Raw genomic sequence first — 19120 nt, 5'->3', positions numbered from 1 at the left:
GCGCTGGTCTGCCCTGGATGGATATGGTGCCGACCACGTCCGGAAAACCGGGTAGCATCTTCCCAGAGGTTATCAGAACACATCTGAATTGATTCAATTTTTACCGACAGTTCGCAATCGAATTAACGCAAGTTGTAGGAGTGGATTGTAGAAGGGGCGCGTTGGTCTATTTTCAGGCCAGTCCACATTCGTCGTTTTCGCCGTTGAGGTCCTATGCGCGTCGCTGTCGTCCACGATTGGCTCTACACGCTGGGCGGTGCCGAACAGGTGCTGCGCGAGATATTGCAGTGCTATCCGGAAGCGGATGTGTTCACGCTGTTCGACGTGCTGACGCCGGAAGATCGCGCCAAGATTGGCTTCAAGAAGGCGCGTACCAGCTTCCTGCAAAAGATGCCGTTCATCCGCAAACGTCATCGGTCATATTTGCCACTCATGCCGATCGCGATCGAGCAGTTCGATCTGTCGGGCTACGACCTGGTTATTTCCAGCAGTTATGCGGTGGCCAAGGGCGTGATCACCGGCCCGAACCAGCTTCACGTGTCCTATGTGCATTCGCCGATGCGTTATGCGTGGGATTTGCAGCACGCTTATCTGAATGAAAGCGGCTATACCGCCGGCATCAAGAGCGCGCTGGCGCGGGCGCTGCTGCACCGGATCCGGATCTGGGACGTGCGCACGGCCCATGGACCGGATGCCATGCTGGCGAATTCCAATTTCGTCGCCAAGCGGATCAAGAAGGTCTATGGCCGTGACGCCAAGGTCATCTATCCGCCGGTGACCATGTCGAAGCTGCCGGCTGATCTGCCGATCGGGGACCACTTCCTCGCGGCAAGTCGTCTGGTGCCCTACAAGAAGATCGAAGCCGTGATCCAGGCCTTTGCCGAACTGCCGGATCAGAAGCTGATCGTCGCCGGTGATGGCCCGGATGCGGAGCGATTGAAGGCGATCGCCGGTCCGAACGTGACATTTGTCGGTTTCGTCAGCGATGAGAAGCTGCGCGAATTGATGGCGACGGCGCGTGCCTTCGTTTTTGCCGCCGAGGAAGACTTCGGGATCATCGTTGTCGAAGCGGAATCCGAGGGCGCGCCGGTTCTGGCATTCGGCCGTGGCGGTGCGCGCGAGACGGTCTCAGCCTCTCCCGAATTGCGTACCGGCATGTTTTTCGATTCCAATGAACCGAAAGCGATTGCGGAATGCGTCCGTGCCTTCGTGGCGAATGAAAGCTCGTTTTCGCGTGCCGACTGCCGGATGCAAGCCGAGAAATTCTCGGCTGAGCGTTTCCGCAACGAGCTGACGTCGTTCGTGAACGATCACATGCGGACATTCAGTGGTGAGCGGCGGCGCAATCGCGATGGTGGTTCGCCGGATCCGGCGGGCTTCAAGCGGCGCTGGAGCGATGCCAAGGATTCCGCCCGAAGCGAATAGGCGCCTGCCGTTACGATGGTGTCCGCGACGCGGGGGCCTTGTAATCCGGAAACCGCGACAGCATGGCGGTTCTCAGGAACTTGAAATGGGAGATGCTGACAGCAAGGTCGCGCAAACGGCGCTGGCCGTTTGAAATTTCGGTCTCGAACAGGTCGAGGTGATCGCTGTCGAGCTTCTCCCGCGTCAGATACTCGTCGTCCCCATTGCCGAAGGTCACAGCCGCGCGCGCCAGCACATCGTCGACGCGCCGGGTGAGGCCGGCCTGCTCGGCTTCGGCATTGCTGAGCGCGCTATCGAGGGCCGAAAGGACGAAATCCAGCCGCTCGCGATCAGTCTCGGCATCGCGCTCGGCGGAGCGCGCCCTGAATTCACGCTCGCCGACAAGGCTGCGAAGATAGTTCTGGGCACGGGCCCGCAGGAACATCTGGAACATGCCGTATCCGGTCCAAGCGCGCGCAGCGGCATGCCGCGCAATGGCGCAGCTTGGCCGACTATGGTGATCAATCGGTTAAGAAATCGGATGGGTTATCGGGCCTCCTGCGCCGTCGCGGGCGGCATGGTCATCGCGACGGCGCTCAGGCCGCGAGAAGGACGAAAATGGCCAGGCGCATGAGCACGGGATGGCATCGCCCGCGGAATAGCCGCGTCATGCCGGACATTCCGTCCGGCTCATAGCGGCCGCCGGAGAATTCCGGCTATCCTCCTGAAAAATGAGAGGGATGGAAACAGATGCCGCTGCCTTCGGGTGACCGCCGCGCGATCAACGACCCCAGTGGTAAAGCGAGTGCCGCGCGTTTTGCGGAAGCAATCCGGCCGCGGCTCTCGGTGCCTTTGGTCGCGGCGCCGATGTTTTGCGTGTCAGGCCCGGAACTTGTCATTGCCGCGTGCAAGGCTGGGGTGATCGGTTCGTTTCCAACGGCCAATTGCCGAACCGACGACGAGCTCTATGACTGGATAGCCCGCATTCTCGGCGTGCTCGGGCCGGACGACGCCCCGTTCTGCCCGAATCTCATCATGCGTCGCGAGACCTTGCAGGATGATCTGGCGACGGTGATCCGGCATGGCTGCGAGATGGTGATCACCAGCGTCGGACCGCCGGATGCGGTCGTCGGTCCGCTGCATGAGGCAGGCTGTATGGTGTTTGCCGATGTTGCCTCGATCCGTCATGCGAAGAAGGCCATTGCGGCGGGGGTCGACGGCCTCGTCTTGCTGACAGCGGGTGCTGGCGGGCAGACCGGCTGGGTCAACGGCTTTTCCTTCGTCCGCGCGGTTCGCTCGTTCTGGGAGGGGCCGGTCGTGCTGGCCGGCGGCGTGTCGGACGGGCGGGCGGTGTTTGCCGCCGAGGTGCTCGGCTGTGATCTCAGCTATATGGGCACCAAGTTCATTGCCACCGAGGAGAGCATGGCGGTGGACGAGTACAAGCAGATGCTCGTCACGTCCGAGCTCGACGATGTCCTGCTGTCACGGGCCTTCACCGGCCTGGAAACCAATACGCTGGTTCCTTCCATTGTCGCCGCGGGCCTTGATCCGAAAGATCTGCCGACGGACATGACCAAAGAACGCGCCGATGCGCTCTATGGCCGGCAAGCGACGTCCGGGGTCAAGCGATGGCGCGACGTCTGGAGCGCAGGCCACTCTGTCTCAGGCGTTGCTGCAATCGAGCCCGTAGCGACGCTGGTCGCCCGCACGCGCGATGAATATGAGACTGCGCGCTCGGCGCCGCGCCGTTCACTCGCGGGGCCGGGGCGCTAGGAGTGGAGCATCCGCGCCCGGCGCAAGGTTTCGGACGGCAATTCCGCAAAGTGGCGCTTGTAGTCGAGCGAGAACTGGCTGAAGTGCCAGAAACCCCATTTCACGGCGATATCATACACGCCGATCTGTTCATCGGTGCATTGCTTCAGCTCGCGGCGGACGCGGTTGAGCCGGACGGCGCGAAGATAGTGGATCGGATTGCTGCCGAGCACGTCCTGGAAACAGTAGTTGAGCTTGCGGCGGCTGGCGCCGACACCCTTGCAGACGTCGAGGATCGACATGGGCTCATCCGGCCGGGCGAGCATCAGGGCGCAGGCACGTTCGACCAGACGCTTGCGTGCATTGCCGCCGCGCAGGTCGTCGCAGGGCTGCAGCGTCGGCAACAGATCAATGATCTCCGACAGCAAATTGTCTTCGAGGTGCTGACGCGCGGCGATGTCGTCCAGAATCTGCGGTGTCTCGGCGACGATCTGATGCACATAGACCAGCAACTGCCGGACCCGGTCGATGGAATCGGGGTCCGTCTTCAGTTCTCTCAACTGGTGCCAGAGGCCGTCAGGCAATTCGATCTGCAAGGCCGCCAGCGTTTTTTCCATCAGCGCGGCGTCCATCACCACACCGCGCAATTCGAATTCCGGCGGCGTGCACATGTCGACTTCCGCGTCGAAGCACGCGATCACATTGCCCGGCGACATGCAGCCACCGTTGAAGTTGATATCGGTCTGGGTGTTCCACGGTAGCGCGATGCCGAAACTGTCGGTGCCGAGCAGCCCGTATTGCCGCACTTTCTGGCTCGTGGTTTCCCTGAACACCTGAAGTCCGGGGAGCCGTACCTCGGTGAAAGTGCCGCGAAAAGCGCCGCTGCTGATTTGATCGTAGTCCAGCCGCCAGCGGCCGAGATTGGCGCAATGCGTATCGACGTCATCGCTTGCGGCGTCGAATAGCCAGGAATCCGTAGCTATTGCAGCGCTTCCACCAGCGGAGACATCAGGAGACAACAGCATGCTGGACCCACTCTTGGCCGACCAATCGATGTGCAATCGTCAATTTAAGCAAAGCCTATGCCAGTCCAGCCGGAAAGGCATGTGCTGATTCTCCGAAGAATTGCCGATTCTTGATAACGGCCAAATTGACCTCCGCCGATGATCACGCATCCGAGCAGCCCGCAACAGCCGCTCGCCATCATGCTGCGGTGCCGTACGAGGTCGAGATGAAGCCAAGTGACGTCATGAAGGGGGCGCCTCCTGCGGCCGAAGCGCTGGTAACCCGGTTCAACTGGCGGAATTATCCGTACAGCCAGTGGAGCTTTCGCAATACGCGGCAGGTGCTGCCGACGGCGGATATCCGACGCTCCTCAAGGCCGAGCGTCTTGACCTCGTCGGTTCGCGATCTCGCCAAGGTGGCCTTTATCGCCGACGGAAAACAGACGACGGTCGCCGAAACGCTGGCGCAGACCTATGCCGACGGATTGCTGGTGATGCAGCACGGCAAGATCGTCAGCGAATGGTACGGCGAGGGCATGACCCCGCATACGCCTCATCTGGTGTGCTCGGTCAGCAAGTCGATTTGCGGCACATTGGGCGGCATTCTCGTCGAGCGCGGTCTGCTCGATCCCGATAAGCCGGTCACGCATTACGTTCCGGAAGTCGCGGCGTCAGTCTATGGCAGCTGCACGGTCCGCAACCTGCTCGACATGACGGTCGCGATCAAATTCGACGAGGACTACGACGATCCGGAAGGCGACGTCGTCAAGTATCGTCTCTGTAATGGCTGGGACGTGCTGCCGAACGGTACCGCGCAGGGCGATCAACGCAGCTTCCTCGCGACGCTGCGGCCGAATGGTGGACCGCATGGCAAGGTGTTTCACTATGTGTCGACCAATACCGACGTGCTGGGCTGGGTCTATGAGAAGGCCTGTGGCAAGCCCTATGCGCAAATCCTGTCCGATTACATCTGGGCGCCGATGGGCGCCGAGGACGACGCCTATATCACGCTCGATACCCATGGCGCGTCACGTTCTGCTGGCGGCGTTTGCGCGACAGTGCGTGATCTCGGGCGCTTCGGCGAGATGATCCGCAATCGCGGTCTCGCCAACGGCACGCAGGTGGTGCCCGGCAGTTGGATCGACGATATCCATCTCAACGGGGATACTCAGGCCTGGGCGAATGGCGATCTCGCCTTCGTCTTCCCGAGCGGCCGCTATCGCGCCTGCTGGTACACGGTCGATCCCGCGCGGCTCGATCTGGCCGCCGTCGGCATCCATGGCCAGTGGGTCTACATCGACCCCACCACCGATACGGTGATCGTCAAGGTCGCGGCACAACCAAAGCCGATGGATATCGCCATCGACCACCGCTGGCTTGCGGCGTTCCGCGCCATCGGCGAGGCGCTGTCCAAATCTTCCGTCTGACGTTTTCGCATCACCCTCATTGCCTGGAGACCGCCATGTTCAGTGATTTCAGCCGTCGCTCGTTGCTCAAGGCCGGTGCCGCGGGTCTTGCCGCAGGCATGATGCCGCGCATCGCGCGCGCACAATCAAGCAAGGTCATCCGCGCCGTCATGCACGCGCCGCTGCGTGCCACCGATCCCTTGATCAACACCGCATGGACCGGCCGCAACCACGGCCTGAACATCTATGACACGCTGTTCTCCACCGATTCGAAATTCCAGGTCCGGCCGCAGATGGTGGAGGCCTATGAGGTCTCTGCCGACAAGCTGACCTATACGTTCAGGCTGCGCTCGGGCTTGAAGTTTCATGATGGCGCGCCGGTGACGTCGGCCGACGTGATCCCGTCGCTGCAGCGCTGGGCCAAGCGCGACACCATGGGCTCGCGGATGATGGGTTTCGTCGCGGAGCTGAAGCCCGTCGACGAGCGAACATTCCAGATGGTGCTGAAGTCCCCCTACGGGCAGGTGCTGCAGACACTGGCCAAGCCGTCCAGCATCATGCCCTTCATCATGCCGGCCCGCCTTGCCGCGCAGGCGCCGGACCAGCCGGTCGCGGAATTCGTTGGCTCCGGGCCATTCCGCTTTATCGCGTCGGAGTTTCGTCCGGGGAGCCGCGCCGTCTATGAGCGCAATCCTGATTACGTTTCGCGCGACGAGCCATCCGATGGTCTCGCTGGCGGCAAGATAGTCAAGATCGATCGCTATGAATGGATCAGCATGCCGGACTTCCAGACGGCGGCGAATGCGCTGATCAACAAGGAGATCGATTTTCTCGAGGCTGCGCCGCACGACATCCTGCCGTCGCTGATTGCTGCAAAGGACGTGACCGTCGCCGACTACAATCCACTTGGCTTCATGTCGGTGGTGCGCATGAACTGGCTCACGGAGCCGTTCAACAAGCAGGAAATCCGGCAGGCCGTGATGTATGCGAGCGACCAGGCCGACTGGCTCGATGCGCAGGTCGGCAATCCCGAATATTATCAGGCTTCTGCCGCAATGTTCGGCGTCACCACGCCGCTGGCGAGTGAGGTTGGCTGGAACACCAAGCCGGATATCGCACGTGCCAAGGATCTCCTGAAGAAGGGCGGCTACAAGGGAGAGAAGGTCGTGATGCTGCAAGGCACGGACTCGCCGTTGCTGTCCGGCTCCAGCACCGTCACCGCGCAGAAGCTCCGTGCCATCGGCATGAATGTCGAAGTGCAGACCATGGACTGGGGCTCGGTGCTGGCGCGCCGCGTCAAGCAGGATTCGACCGCCAATGGCGGCTGGTCGATGACCCATTGGGTCACCACCACGACTGAGCTGATGAACCCGCTGGCCAGCACCGTACTCGACACCCGCGGGAAGAACGGCGGCTTCTTCGGCTGGCCGGAGGACGCCGAGATCGAAAGCCTGCGCAACAAATTCGCGCTGGAGCCTGAGGCCGACGCCCAGAAGACGGTCGCCGAAGCAATCCAGAAGCGCGCCTATGACGTGATGACGCATATACCGGGCGGCCAGTTTCGTCAGCCGGTGTCCCACAGCAAAGCGCTGAAGAACATCGTCCACGCTCCTGCGCCGCTGTTCTGGAACGTCGAGAAGACGGCATAACGTCATGGCAGTCGCCGGCGTCCTCCTGAAGCGCTCCATATCGGTCGTCCCCGTGCTCGCGGTGGTCGCGCTGATCGCGTTCCTGCTTTTGCGCTTCTCGTCCGGCGATCCCGCCGCGCAGCTCGCGGGTGACAATGCCGATCCGGCAGCCATTGCGGCGATCCGCGCGCGGCTCGGCCTGGATCAGCCCCTGCCGGTGCAGTTCCTGCACTGGCTGTGGCGACTGCTACAGGGCGATCTGGGGATATCGATTGTCTCCAACCAGCCGGTCTCGACGCTGATCGCGCAACGCATCGGGCCGACACTTTCGGTGTCGATCACCACGATCGTCTTCTCGGTGCTCGTCGGCGTGCCGATCGGCGTATTCGCGGCCTGGCGTCGTGGCGGCTGGCTCGACCGCTTTGCCATGTGGACCTCGGTCACCGGCTTCGCTGTGCCGACCTTCGCGATCGGCTATTTCTGGATCTATCTGCTGTCGATGCAGCTGGGATTGTTCCCCGTGCAGGGTTACGCACCGCTGTCCGCGGGCCTCGGCGTCTTCCTCTGGCACCTTGCACTGCCGACGCTGACACTGAGCCTTGTTTACGTCGCGCTGATCGCCCGCGTCGCGCGCACCAGCCTGCTTGAAGTCCTGAATGAAGATTTCGTCCGCACAGCGCGGGCCAAGGGTCTGCCAGAGCGCATCGTCGTGTTCAAACATGCGTTGCGCAACGCGGCAGTGCCGATCGTCTCCATCGTCGGTATCGGAGTGGCGCTGCTGATCGGTGGGGTTGTCGTCACCGAGAGCGTCTTCAATCTGCCCGGCCTCGGTCGTCTCACTGTCGACTCGGTTCTGGCGCGTGACTATCCGGTGATCCAGGGCATCATCATGGTGTTCGGCGGCGCCTATGTGGCGATCAATCTCCTGGTCGATATCAGCTATACCTTCTTCGACCCGAGGATCAGCGCACAATGACCGCCACGACCGTCATCGCGCCCGCATCTTCGCCCGTCGATGTGTGGAGCTCCGCCCGCAAGCTGTTGCGCAACCGAACTATCCTGTTCGGCCTCGGCGTTCTTGTCCTGCTTGCACTGGTCGCGATCTTTGCCAGCGTCTTGTGGACTGTGGATCCGGCTGCGCTCAAACCGCGATTGCGGCTGCGTCCGCCGAGCGCGGTCAACTGGCTCGGCACCGACAACCTCGGCCGCGATATCTGGAGCCGGCTAATCTATGGGAGCCGCGTGTCGCTGATCGTCGGCGCGGTAGTGGCTATCATTGCCGTCATTGCCGGCAGCGCGCTCGGCCTGATCGCCGGCATGGTGCGCTGGATCGATAATGTGCTGATGCGCATGATGGATGGCATGATGGCGATCCCCGCGATCCTGCTGGCCATCGCGCTGATCGGTGGGCTCGGCGCCAATCTCGTCACCATCTGCATCGCTATCGCTATTCCCGAAATTCCCCGCGTGGCGCGCATGGTGCGCAGCGTGGTGCTCACCGTACGCGAGGAGGCCTATGTCGAGGCTGCGGTCAGCATGGGCACACGGTTGCCGGTGCTGGTGATCAGGCACATCGTCCCAAACATTCTCGCCCCCCTGATCGTGCAGGCGACCTATATCGCCTCGTCCGCGATCCTGATCGAAGCCTCACTGTCTTTCCTCGGCATCGGCATGCCCGACGAGATTCCGAGCTGGGGTAACATGATGGCCGACGCGCGGCTATATTTTCAGGTCAGGCCAGGCCTGATGCTGTTCCCCGGTATCTGCATTGCGCTCACCGTGCTCGGCATCAATCGGCTCGGCGACGGGTTGCGTGACATGCTCGATCCCCGTCTGGCGCGTTCGGTGGGAGGCGTCAAATGAGCGAGTTGGTTCTCGATGTCTCGGGTCTCGCGGTCGGGTTGATGCATGATGCCGACGGTCGCGGCATCGTCAGGGATATCAACGTCACGGTGCCATCAGGCAAAATCGTCTGCGTTGTCGGTGAATCCGGTTCGGGCAAGTCCGTGACGGCCTTCAGTGTGATGGGCTTGCTTCCTGAAGGACTGAAGCCGGTGGCTGGTTCGATCAAGCTGCTCGGGGAGGAATTGATCGGCGCCACGGACGACCGGATGCGCGCATTGCGTGGCAGCCGCATCGGCATGATCTTCCAGGAGCCGATGACGGCGCTCAACCCGGTCATGACCGTGCGTGAGCAGCTTGCCGAGCTCATCGAATGGCATTCCGTAGAGCGACATCCGAAAGCCGAAGTCGATAGGCGCGTTCTGGCCGCGCTGGAGGATATGCTGCTGCCGAACGCCGCGCAGATGATGCAGGCCTATCCGCATCAGCTCTCCGGCGGTCAACGCCAGCGCGTGATGATCGCCATGGCGATGTTGCTTGAACCGATCCTTCTGATCGCCGACGAGCCGACTACGGCGCTCGACGTGACGACGCAGAAACAGATCCTGGTACTGATCAAGGACCTAGTGAAGCGCAAGAATATCGGCGTTCTGTTCATTACCCACGATTTCGGCGTCGTCGCCGATATCGCCGATCAGGTGGTGGTGATGCAGAAGGGCGTCGTTGTCGAAAGCGGGAGCGCCGATGCCGTTCTGAAGAATCCCGCGCAGCCCTATACGCGCCTGTTGATCGATTCCGTGCCCAAGGGCATTCGCAGGACTCCCGAGCTTCGCGAGCCATCGCCGGCAGTGCTGGAAGTGAAGGCGCTGAAGATGACCTATGGTCATCGCGGCTTCTTCGGCCGGGGCAGGGTGACACAAGCTGTCAGGGAAGCCGCGTTCACGCTCGGTCGCGGCGAAATCCTCGGCGTGGTCGGGGAATCCGGTTCCGGCAAGTCGACATTGGCGCGTTGCGTGTCGCGGTTGATGAAGCCGACATCAGGCCAGATCAGCCTGCTCGGCACCGATATCGCCCGCGCGTCCAACGAGACGCTGCGTCCCCATCGCCGCTACATTCAGGTCGTATTCCAGGATCCGTATCGGTCACTGAATCCGCGCCTGTCGGTCGGGCGGTCCCTGATTGAAGGCGTCGTCAATTTCGGTGCGACGCCCGAAACAGCGCGCGCCAGAGTGGCGACCTTGCTGGAGCTCGTCGGCATGGACTCCCAGATACTCGATCGCTTTCCGCATGAATTCTCCGGCGGCCAGCGCCAGCGCATCTGTATCGCGCGCGCATTGGCCTCGGAGCCGCAGATTCTGATCGCCGATGAAGCCGTCTCGGCGCTCGACGTCACCGTGCAGGCGCAGGTACTCAAACTGTTCGCCGATCTGCGCAGCCGGCTTGGCCTCGCCATGCTGTTCATCACCCACGACCTGCGCGTCGCCGGTGAACTCTGCGACCGCATCATGGTGATGAAATCCGGCGAGATCGTCGAAAACGGTCCGACCGCCGACATCTTCGACAACCCGCAACACCCTTACACGCAAGCCTTGTTCTCGGCGGCTCCCGGTCGCGAGCGTCTCCAATGAATGCCCTTAACCCTCGACGCTTTCCAATCCCTCGCGGCGCCAAGCGCCTTCAGGAGTTCTGCCTATGACGGTCATGACCAAGATCGAGAGCGATGCGACCGTCCAGCCGACGGCTGCGCCAGTGCCATTCCATCCGCTCAACCCGCTGTCGCTCGATGAAATCGGTGCGGCCTGCGATCTCGTGAAGAGTGATGCCAAGCTATCGGTGCGTGCGCGCTTTCCCATCGTGCGGCTGGAAGAGCCGAGCAAGGCCGATCTGCGCGCCTATGCCAGTGGCACGCCGCTTCCGCGCCTCGCCTTCATCGTGGTGCTGGACTCGGAAACCGGCGCATCGACCGAATACATCGTCGATCTGACCGCCAGCAAGATCGTCGGCACCAAGTTACTGCCGAATTCCGAAGCGCCTTACGGCCAGCCGCCGGTGATGATCGGCGAGTTCATGCTGTGCGAACAGATCGTCAAATCCGATGAGGGCTGGCGCAATGCGATGCGCCGCCGTGGCATGTCCGACAAGGACATGGAGATGGCGCAGGTCGATCCGTTCTCGTCGGGCTTTTTCGATCGCGATTTCGAGCGCGGCCGCCGCATCGTGCGCGCCGTCACGTTCTTCCGCGAGGATATCAAGGACAATGCCTATGCCCATCCAGTCGAGGGCGTGGTGGCGGTCGTCGATCTGATCCATCAAAAGGTGGTGGATCTGCTCGACGACGAAGTCGTCATTCCGATTCCGAAGAAGAAACGCAATTATGGCGCCCACGAGAACACCACTCCGCGCACCGACATCAAGCCGCTGAATATCGAGCAGCCGGAGGGGCCGAGTTTCAAGGTCGATGGCTGGAACGTGGAGTGGCAGAAGTGGAGTTTTCGCGTTGGTTTTACGCCGCGCGAAGGGCTGGTGCTGAACCAGCTTGCCTATCAGGACGGTGACAAGAAACGCTCCATCATCCACCGCGCCAGCGTCACCGAAATGGTGGTGCCTTACGCCGACCCGAGCGCGAACCATTACTGGAAGTCGGCCTTCGATGCTGGCGAATACGGTCTCGGCATGCTCACCAACGCACTGGAGCTGGGCTGCGACTGCCTCGGCAACATCCACTATTTCGATATCCCGGCAGCCGACGAGCAGGGCAAGCCGTTCACGATGAAGAACGCCGTGTGCATGCATGAAGAGGATTACGGCATCCTCTGGAAGCACTATGAGTTCCGCAACGGGCTGTTCGAAGTACGCCGCTCGCGACGTCTGGTCATCAGCTTCTTTGCTACGGTTGGAAACTACGACTACGGTTTCTACTGGTATCTCTATCAGGACGGCACGATCCAGCTTGAGGCCAAGCTCACCGGCATCATCCAGACGGCGGCAGTTGCGCCCGGCCAGAAATATGCCTGGGGCGGCATGGTCGACGAGAACTTGGGCGGCCCAACGCACCAACACTTTTTCAATGTCCGCATGCATATGGATCTCGACGGCGGCGGCAACACCGTGACCGAGCACGAATTTGCGCAGCGTCCGTGGGGTACCGACAATCCGCATGGCAATGCGTTCGACCTCAAGAGCCGCACGCTGTCCCGCGAGCGCGATGCGGCGGCGATCGCAGACGGACAGAGCGGCCGTTACTGGAAGGTCACCAACCCGAACAGCAAGAACGGCGTCGGCAATCCCACCGGTTACAAGCTCTCCGTGATGCCGAGTCCGCTGATGCTGGCGCAGGAAGGCAGCTTCGTGCGCAAGCGCGGCGGTTTCGCCACCAAGCATGTCTGGGTCACGGCCTATGATCCTGCCGAAAAATACGCCAGTGGCGATTACCCGAACGTCCATGCCGGCGGCGACGGCCTGCCGCGTTACATCGAGCAGAATCGCAATATCGAGAACACCGACATCGTGCTCTGGCACTCATTCGGTCACACCCATGTCTGCAAGCCCGAGGATTTCCCGGTGATGCCGGTGGAATATGCCGGCTTCATGCTGAAGCCGAACGGCTTCTTCGCGGCCAATCCGGCGCAGGATATCGCACCGGAGCGAAACGGCCGCAGCGTGCTGAGCGCCGATGCGCCGGCGAGAGCCGTCGCCAGCTCTTGCTGCCACAAGTCCTGAGGTCAGGGCCAGGAGGAACGCAACATGATCTGCTGTCTCCTGGCCCTGTTCGCTGCATTGCCCGGCGCCGCGCTGATCAGGCGGATGCGGGCAGGCCGCACACCCCACGGGCATTGTTCGTTGATGTGCACGGCTGGGTTGCGATGCGATATTGCGGTGGCGATGGCAACTGCCGGTATCATTATTGCGCTAACGGCTACCGCGCTGTCGATTCACACGCTAAACCACACAGCATCCCTGCGCGCCTGGGGGCCGATCTGCTCGGCGCTCGAGCGCATCTCTCCTGCCTCATCGCGCGATACGCGTGTGGCTGCTTCATACCGATAGAGGATTTTCATGCGTGATTTCATGGCCGTCGCCCGTTCCGTTGCCGTTGCCGAGCATGGGATGGCTGCAACCTCGCATCCGTTGGCGACGCTGGCGGCGGTGGAGATGCTGAAGTCGGGCGGTAATGCCATCGATGCAGCGCTGGCGGCGGTTGCTGTGCAATGTGTGGCCGATCCTGCGATGACCGGCATCGGCGGCGACTGTTTCGCCCTTTATTCGCCGAAGGGCGGCGCGCCGATCGCGCTGAACGGCTCAGGTCGCACCCCGGCCAAGATCGATTCCGAGAAATATGCGGCGTCCGGCGCCCGCGACATTCCCGAGACTTGCGTCGAAACCGTCACAGTGCCCGGCGCCATCGATGCATGGTGCACGCTCAGCAAGGATCATGGCTCGAAGCCGCTGGCCGATGTGTTTGCCGCGGCCATCGATGCCGCTGAGAACGGCTTCCTCATCACGCCGCGCGTGTCCGCCGACTGGGCCAAATGGCGCCGCAAGCTGGAACTGCATCCCGACGCGACCGCGCAGTACCTGCCGGGTGGTCATGCCCCCGCGGTCGGCGACAAGCGCGTCCAGCCGGCGCTTGCTGCCACGCTCCGCCGGGTCGCGCGCGAGGGTCGCAACGGTTTCTACCAGGGTCAGGTGGCCGACGACATCATCACCACGCTGCGCGCCGTCGGCGGCGCGCATGAGGCCGATGATTTCAACGAGCAGCGTTCCGATTATGTGACGCCGATTGCGACCAATTATCAGGGCTATGACGTCACCGAATGTCCGCCCAATGGACAGGGCCTCGCCGCGCTAATGATCCTGCGCATCCTTGCCGGCTACGACATCAAGAACCTGAGCGAGGCTGACCGTATCCACGTGCTGGCCGAAGCGACTAAGGCGGCCTATCGCACCCGCGATGCCTATTTCTGCGATCCGGCTGTTGCGAAGACCGATGTCGAGCGTTTCCTGTCCGACAAGTTCATCGGCGACCTCCGCGCCAAGATCGACATGAAGAAAGCGTCGCCGGAAGAGGAGTGGGATTCCGTCATCCATAAGGACACGGTGTATCTCACCGTGGTCGATCGCGACCTCAATGCGGTGTCGCTGATCAATTCGCTGTTCGGCCCCTTCGGCAGCGGCATCTATGCGAAGAAGTCGGGCGTGCTGCTGCATCACCGTGGCTGGAGCTTCCGCGCCAAGCCGGGCCATGTGAATTCGCTCGGTCCGCGCAAGCGGCCGATGCACACGATCATTCCGGGCATGCTGATGAAGGATGGCCGCGCGGTGATGCCGTTCGGCGTGATGGGCGGCCACTATCAGGCCACCGGCCATGCGCAGTATGTCTCCAATGTGCTCGATCTGAAGATGGACATCCAGGAAGCGGCCGAGGCGGCGCGCTCGTTTGCGACCAACAACGTACTGCAGGTCGAAAACACGATCCCGGAGGCGGTGCGCAACGAACTTGCGGCGCGTGGCCACAAGCTGCAGATGATGGATGCCGGCATCGGCGGCGCACAGGCGATCCAGATCGATTATCAGCGGGGCGTATTGCTCGGCGCCTCGGATCACCGCAAGGACGGCATGGCGCTCGGTTTCTGATCGATCACGACATGGCGCGATGGCGGGCTTCGGTCCCCGTCGCGCCACGACCGATCTGAAATTCGCGGGTCTTCGACGCCGGTGAGCCCGGGTTCTCGGGATCCAGCGGCAAGTCCAGTGTGAACCGTGTGCCTTGCCGCGGCTCACTTGCCAGATCGATTTGCCCCTTCAGGGTCGATACGACCAGATTGAAGACGATGTGCAGGCCGAGGCCGGTGCTGCCTTTGTCGCGCCGTGTCGTGAAAAACGGATCGAAAACTTTTGGCAGATCGTCAGGCTGAATGCCGTCGCCGTTGTCGGCCACGACGACGCGCATGTTGCCATCGTCCAGCCGCGAGACGGCAAGCTCGATCGCGCCGGCGCGGCCGTCGGGAAAGCCATGGACTGCTGCATTCAGCGCTAGATTTCGAATAACCTGCGCGAGGGCACCGGGATAGGTGTCCGCCACGATGCCGTCCTCGCATATCACGCGAATCGTGTGGCCTCTGCGGTCGAGCAGCGGCTGCAGCGTGCTCATGACTTCGCCAAGCCAGCCACGCATCTCGAATGCGCGGCGTTCCTGGCTGGCTTCGTCGGTTGCGACTTGTTTGAAACTATGGACCAGGTCCGCAGCCCGCCGATGATTGTCGAACAGCAGCTTCATGCCTTCGCTGAGCCGCGCAATGCTCCGCGTGAGCGTGGAGCGCCGTACCTGACCGGATTCGATCGTGGCGGTCAGCACCTTCAGCTCGCCTTCGAGGACTGTCGCCGTGGTCAAGGCGACGCCAAGCGGCGTGCTGACTTCATGCGAGACACCGGCGACCAGCTGACCGAGTGACGCCAGCTTCTCGGCTTGCACCAGCTGTCCCTGCGTATTCTGCAGTTCAACCAGCGCGGCAACGGAGCGCTCTTTCTCATCCTGCAGCGCTTGCGATGTCTGGAACTGACGCCGCGCCTGAAATTCCCGTGCACCGACCGCATAAAGCGAGAGCACATAGGCAAAGCCGATCTCGAAATTGTTGATGAAGCGCAGGCCGTCCGTCAGATAGGTCGCAAAGGTCTGGCAATAGATGAAGCACGCCCATGTGGTGATGCAGAAAACCGTCAGTGCGGGGAGGCGAAGCGGCAGCAGCGTCGAGACGAACAGGATCACGATGATCATTCCGGCCGTGGAATGTTCGAAGCCGCGATCGATGAACAGATAGATGATGCTGAGGACACAGCCTGGCACGACGCAATAGAGCAGATAGATCGGCTCGGCCCAGCGGTGTGCACGCGGCAGAAACAGCGCCGCGGTGAGGGGAAGCAGAACGATGGCAGCGACCGTGGCGCGGATCGCGAATGTCGTGGTCCATACGAGGGGGTCGAGAATCCGGTCCCAGATCGCGAAAGCGCAATAGACGATTGCACCGAGCACCATCGCCGCCTGGGCGCGGCGAAGCTCTCCGAGCGCAAAGCTTCGGACAAAGCTTGCTTCCTGTTCAGCGTTCTCGAAGCGCAGACCGAATTTGATCAACAGGTCGTTCATGAGGCCAGCTGTGCCCGGTCGTCTGCACTCAATCGGCGCCAGAGATCTGGCGGCGGGTCGCGTGGATATCTGGGGGAATGTCGTTCGGCTGGTCGCCGGGACGGCTTCATCTACCAGAAAGTGGGACGTTTGAAACGCCTAAGGACCGCTAATGGCGGCAGTAAAAGGACGCTGGGAGTGCAGGCGCCAAGGGATACAAGGGATGGTTGGCGTCGTCAGCGGGCAAACGAAACGGCCAGTTGGCGCGTTGTCGGGTCAGCCGTCTCGCCCGCAGGTTCGGTGAATGTGACGAGGCAAGCGGTGCGTTTGGTAACTACCGATTAACTCAGTTAGATTTTGAGCGAGTTCGCCGATGAAAATTTCAGACTTTGGCGGTATCGGGTGCTTCGGGGAGAGGCGACGTGGTCAGATTCTGGAAATCAATTTTCGTAGGCGTTCCGGACCATGTCCGGATTGAGCTCATTGACATGCTCTTCCAGACGCGTGTGCCACTCTCGATTGCCGGCTTCACGCTGGCCATCGTCTCGTGTCACGTCGCCATTAGTTCTGCAAATCCATGGTTCTACGGGTTGAGTGCAGCCGGAGCGATTGTCACGATCTTCCGCGTGGCCACCGAGGGCGTCTATCATCGCAGCAAAGGTCAACGCAGCTTCACCATCGTCGCGGCCGAGCGATGGGAGCGGATTTACGCGTGGAGCAGCTATGTCTTCGCGAGTTTGATCGGTCTGCTCGGTGCGGCGACTTTCTGGGCGAAGAATCCTGCGCATCAACTCCTCGCAACGGCGCTTGTCTTCGGCTATGCGGCCGGCATCGTCTGCCGGATTTCCGTCCGCCCCGGGATCGCGCTGCCGGCCTTGATGCTGGTTGCCTTGCCGACAGCATTCTCGGCGCTGGCCCGCGTCGATAGCAATCTGGCTTTCTATGCCGTGATCCTGATCGCGTTCCTGCTCGGCAGCTTCGAGACCGTGCGTTTCATCTATCGGCAGAATATCGAGCAGATCTCGCTCAAGCACGAATTCTCGACCCTCGCACGGCACGATGCGCTGACGGGTCTGGCCAATCGGCTTGGTTTTCAGGAACGTCTCGCGATCATCGCCGCACGCGCCAGGGCGACGGGCTGTCTCATTGCCGTTCACAGCGTTGACCTCGATCGGTTCAAGGAGGTCAACGACGTGCATGGCCATCCGGTGGGCGATGCGCTGCTACAGGCGGTCGCGAGCCGGCTCAGCGGAATTCTGCGCGACGGCGATTTCGCCGTGCGCATGGGCGGGGATGAATTCGTCGTGGTGCAATCCGTCGTCGGCAATCGCGAGGAAGCGATGTTACTGGGCCGCCGCATCATTCGGACGCTCTCGGAGCCGTTCGTCATTGACGATCTGGAACTGACGGTTGGTGCCAGCGTCGGCATAGCCATCGGCCGCGAGGGTGACGATCCGTGCGACCTCACACCTGCTGCCGACAGGGCTCTTTACGCATCGAAAGCCAGCGGTCGAAACCGTGTGACCTTTGCCAAACCGGCGGATACCGAGACGATGGCACGGGCAGGCTAGCGTCGATGCAATGAGCGTGGGCTGACCCGCGCCAGATGAGATTTCCTGCAGATCAGAAAAGCTGACAGCGCATCGACAGGATCGGCGCGAGCGGGTTGACAGACATCGCGTTTGTAATGTTATAACGTTACATATAAGAAGAGCCCCATGTCCGATACCCTCAAAAGACTGTTCGATCTCGATGCAAAAACTCCCCGTCACGGTCTTGTCCGGCTTCCTCGGGGCTGGAAAGACAACTTTGCTGAACCATGTGCTGAACAACCGTCACGGCCTGAAGGTGGCGGTGATTGTGAACGACATGAGCGAGGTGAACATCGATGCGGACCTGGTTCGCGATGGCGGTGCCAACCTGTCTCGGACGGATGAGAAGCTGGTCGAAATGACCAATGGCTGCATTTGCTGCACGCTACGCGACGATCTGCTTAAGGAAGTGAGGGCTCTCGCCGAGAGCCGGCGGTTCGATTACCTGCTGATCGAATCCACCGGAATTGCAGAGCCGCTGCCGGTGGCTGCGACCTTCGATTTCCGTGACGAGAATGGCGATAGCCTTTCCGATGTGGCGGAGCTCGACACCATGGTGACGGTGGTCGATGCGGTGAATCTGTTGAAGGACTATTCCTCCACCGACTTTCTGCAGGATCGCGGCGAGGCGCTCGACGGTGACAAGCGCACATTGGTGGACCTGCTGGTGGAGCAGATCGAATTCGCCGATGTCGTGGTGCTCAACAAGGTCAATGACGCCACGCCTGAGCAATGCAACAGCGCGCGCAAGATCATCTGTGCGCTCAATCCCGACGCCGATATCATCGAGGCGAATTTTGCCAATGTGCCGTTCGATCGCGTGCTCGATACCGGGCGCTTTGATTTTGAGAAGGCCCAGCAGCATCCGCTTTGGCACAAGGAGCTCTATGGCTTCGCCGAACACGTGCCGGAGACCGAGGAATACGGCGTGACGAACTTCGTCTATCGCGCGCGGCGGCCGTTCGATCCCGTGAAGTTTCAGGCCTTCCTGCGCGAGAGCTGGGCCGGCGTGATCCGCAGCAAGGGCCATTTCTGGCTGGCAACGCGGCCGCAATGGGTAGGCGAACTCAGCCAGGCCGGCGCCATCGTGCGTACCGAAGGGATGGGCTTCTGGTGGGCCAATGTTCCAGCCGATCGTTGGCCGGACGATCCGTATTGGCGGCAGTCGCTGAAGAAGAACTGGAACGAGATCTATGGCGACCGGCGACAGGAGATCGTTTTCATCGGTTCTGGCATGGACGAGAGTGACATCCGCCGCCGGCTCGACGCCTGCCTCGTGCCCGGCAAGCCCGGCATGGATATCGCCGGCTGGGCCAAGCTCGCCGATCCGTTTCCGGCTTGGAAACGCGCCGATGAAATAGCATCTGCGTGA

At 61.6% G+C, this 19120-nt stretch carries 14 protein-coding genes; 11 read left to right on the top strand and 3 right to left on the bottom strand.

Translation table 11 applies throughout. From position 1 onward, the window contains the following. Positions 1 to 213 precede the first annotated feature (213 nt). A complete protein-coding gene (locus AB8A27_RS01575) occupies positions 214 to 1425 on the top strand; it encodes a glycosyltransferase (protein ID WP_441240383.1) in 1212 nt (403 codons plus the stop codon). A gap of 10 nt (positions 1426 to 1435) precedes the next feature. Here AB8A27_RS01575 and AB8A27_RS01570 read toward each other — a convergent pair whose 3' ends face one another. Further along, positions 1436 to 1858, bottom strand: coding sequence for a hypothetical protein (locus AB8A27_RS01570; RefSeq protein ID WP_092139233.1), 423 nt, complete (start codon positions 1856 to 1858; stop codon positions 1436 to 1438). 296 nt (positions 1859 to 2154) lie between these two features. Here AB8A27_RS01570 and AB8A27_RS01565 point away from each other — a divergent pair, with 296 nt between their 5' ends. Further along, positions 2155 to 3177 (top strand): NAD(P)H-dependent flavin oxidoreductase, encoded by a 1023-nt coding sequence (locus tag AB8A27_RS01565; RefSeq protein ID WP_441240382.1) that lies wholly within the window; start codon positions 2155 to 2157, stop codon positions 3175 to 3177. Here AB8A27_RS01565 and AB8A27_RS01560 read toward each other — a convergent pair. Next, positions 3174 to 4181, bottom strand: a complete 1008-nt coding sequence (locus tag AB8A27_RS01560; RefSeq protein WP_441240381.1) for a helix-turn-helix domain-containing protein — start codon at positions 4179 to 4181, stop codon at positions 3174 to 3176. The genes AB8A27_RS01565 and AB8A27_RS01560 overlap by 4 nt on opposite strands. 206 nt (positions 4182 to 4387) lie before the next feature. Here AB8A27_RS01560 and AB8A27_RS01555 point away from each other — a divergent pair, with 206 nt between their 5' ends. The 7 genes from AB8A27_RS01555 to ggt all read left to right on the top strand — a co-directional run bounded on the left by AB8A27_RS01555 (position 4388) and on the right by ggt (position 14670). Then, positions 4388 to 5587 (top strand): serine hydrolase domain-containing protein, encoded by a 1200-nt coding sequence (locus tag AB8A27_RS01555; RefSeq protein ID WP_441240380.1) that lies wholly within the window; start codon positions 4388 to 4390, stop codon positions 5585 to 5587. Positions 5588 to 5622: 35 nt separating this feature from the next. Beyond that, entirely contained in the window at positions 5623 to 7215 is a 1593-nt protein-coding gene (locus AB8A27_RS01550) for an ABC transporter substrate-binding protein (RefSeq protein ID WP_441240379.1), read from the top strand. Positions 7216 to 7219: 4 nt separating this feature from the next. Next, positions 7220 to 8170, top strand: coding sequence for an ABC transporter permease (locus tag AB8A27_RS01545; RefSeq protein ID WP_441240378.1), 951 nt, complete (start codon positions 7220 to 7222; stop codon positions 8168 to 8170). Continuing rightward, the gene (locus AB8A27_RS01540) at positions 8167 to 9057 is read left to right on the top strand and encodes an ABC transporter permease (RefSeq protein ID WP_441240377.1); all 891 of its coding nucleotides are present in this window, start codon (positions 8167 to 8169) and stop codon (positions 9055 to 9057) included. Before AB8A27_RS01545 ends, AB8A27_RS01540 begins: the two co-directional genes overlap by 4 nt. After that, the gene (locus tag AB8A27_RS01535) at positions 9054 to 10664 is read left to right on the top strand and encodes a dipeptide ABC transporter ATP-binding protein (protein ID WP_441240376.1); all 1611 of its coding nucleotides are present in this window, start codon (positions 9054 to 9056) and stop codon (positions 10662 to 10664) included. Before AB8A27_RS01540 ends, AB8A27_RS01535 begins: the two co-directional genes overlap by 4 nt. Positions 10665 to 10737: 73 nt before the next feature. Next, complete coding sequence (locus AB8A27_RS01530) at positions 10738 to 12756, top strand: primary-amine oxidase (protein WP_441244796.1); 2019 nt, start codon at positions 10738 to 10740, stop codon at positions 12754 to 12756. 336 nt (positions 12757 to 13092) lie between these two features. Beyond that, positions 13093 to 14670 carry a gamma-glutamyltransferase gene (gene ggt / locus AB8A27_RS01525; RefSeq protein WP_441240375.1) on the top strand — a complete coding sequence of 526 codons (1578 nt, stop codon included), beginning with the start codon at positions 13093 to 13095 and terminating at the stop codon, positions 14668 to 14670. A 4-nt stretch (positions 14671 to 14674) separates the two neighbouring features. On the opposite strand, the gene AB8A27_RS01520 is transcribed toward ggt, so the two are convergent. Further along, positions 14675 to 16177, bottom strand: coding sequence for a sensor histidine kinase (locus AB8A27_RS01520; RefSeq protein ID WP_441240374.1), 1503 nt, complete (start codon positions 16175 to 16177; stop codon positions 14675 to 14677). Between the two features lie 467 nt (positions 16178 to 16644). On the opposite strand from AB8A27_RS01520, the gene AB8A27_RS01515 reads away from it, so the two are divergent. Further along, entirely contained in the window at positions 16645 to 17727 is a 1083-nt protein-coding gene (locus AB8A27_RS01515; RefSeq protein WP_441240373.1) for a diguanylate cyclase domain-containing protein, read from the top strand. Positions 17728 to 17908: 181 nt separating this feature from the next. Beyond that, positions 17909 to 19120 carry a zinc metallochaperone GTPase ZigA gene (zigA, locus tag AB8A27_RS01510; protein ID WP_441240372.1) on the top strand — a complete coding sequence of 404 codons (1212 nt, stop codon included), beginning with the start codon at positions 17909 to 17911 and terminating at the stop codon, positions 19118 to 19120.

Origin of the sequence: Tardiphaga sp. 768_D3_N2_1 (assembly GCF_052076105.1) — a bacterium.
GTDB lineage: Bacteria > Pseudomonadota > Alphaproteobacteria > Rhizobiales > Xanthobacteraceae > Tardiphaga.
Note: the sequence above shows the minus strand (reverse complement) of the source record. Positions and strands in the feature narration are given on the sequence as shown.

Coding starts and splice junctions, on each gene's coding strand:
- AB8A27_RS01575 (WP_441240383.1), top strand. CDS start 214: ATGCGCGTCGCTGTCGTCCACGATTGGCTCTACACGCTGGGCGGTGCC.
- AB8A27_RS01570 (WP_092139233.1), bottom strand. CDS start 1,858: ATGTTCCAGATGTTCCTGCGGGCCCGTGCCCAGAACTATCTTCGCAGC.
- AB8A27_RS01565 (WP_441240382.1), top strand. CDS start 2,155: ATGCCGCTGCCTTCGGGTGACCGCCGCGCGATCAACGACCCCAGTGGT.
- AB8A27_RS01560 (WP_441240381.1), bottom strand. CDS start 4,181: ATGCTGTTGTCTCCTGATGTCTCCGCTGGTGGAAGCGCTGCAATAGCT.
- AB8A27_RS01555 (WP_441240380.1), top strand. CDS start 4,388: ATGAAGCCAAGTGACGTCATGAAGGGGGCGCCTCCTGCGGCCGAAGCG.
- AB8A27_RS01550 (WP_441240379.1), top strand. CDS start 5,623: ATGTTCAGTGATTTCAGCCGTCGCTCGTTGCTCAAGGCCGGTGCCGCG.
- AB8A27_RS01545 (WP_441240378.1), top strand. CDS start 7,220: ATGGCAGTCGCCGGCGTCCTCCTGAAGCGCTCCATATCGGTCGTCCCC.
- AB8A27_RS01540 (WP_441240377.1), top strand. CDS start 8,167: ATGACCGCCACGACCGTCATCGCGCCCGCATCTTCGCCCGTCGATGTG.
- AB8A27_RS01535 (WP_441240376.1), top strand. CDS start 9,054: ATGAGCGAGTTGGTTCTCGATGTCTCGGGTCTCGCGGTCGGGTTGATG.
- AB8A27_RS01530 (WP_441244796.1), top strand. CDS start 10,738: ATGACCAAGATCGAGAGCGATGCGACCGTCCAGCCGACGGCTGCGCCA.
- ggt (WP_441240375.1), top strand. CDS start 13,093: ATGCGTGATTTCATGGCCGTCGCCCGTTCCGTTGCCGTTGCCGAGCAT.
- AB8A27_RS01520 (WP_441240374.1), bottom strand. CDS start 16,177: ATGAACGACCTGTTGATCAAATTCGGTCTGCGCTTCGAGAACGCTGAA.
- AB8A27_RS01515 (WP_441240373.1), top strand. CDS start 16,645: ATGCTCTTCCAGACGCGTGTGCCACTCTCGATTGCCGGCTTCACGCTG.
- zigA (WP_441240372.1), top strand. CDS start 17,909: ATGCAAAAACTCCCCGTCACGGTCTTGTCCGGCTTCCTCGGGGCTGGA.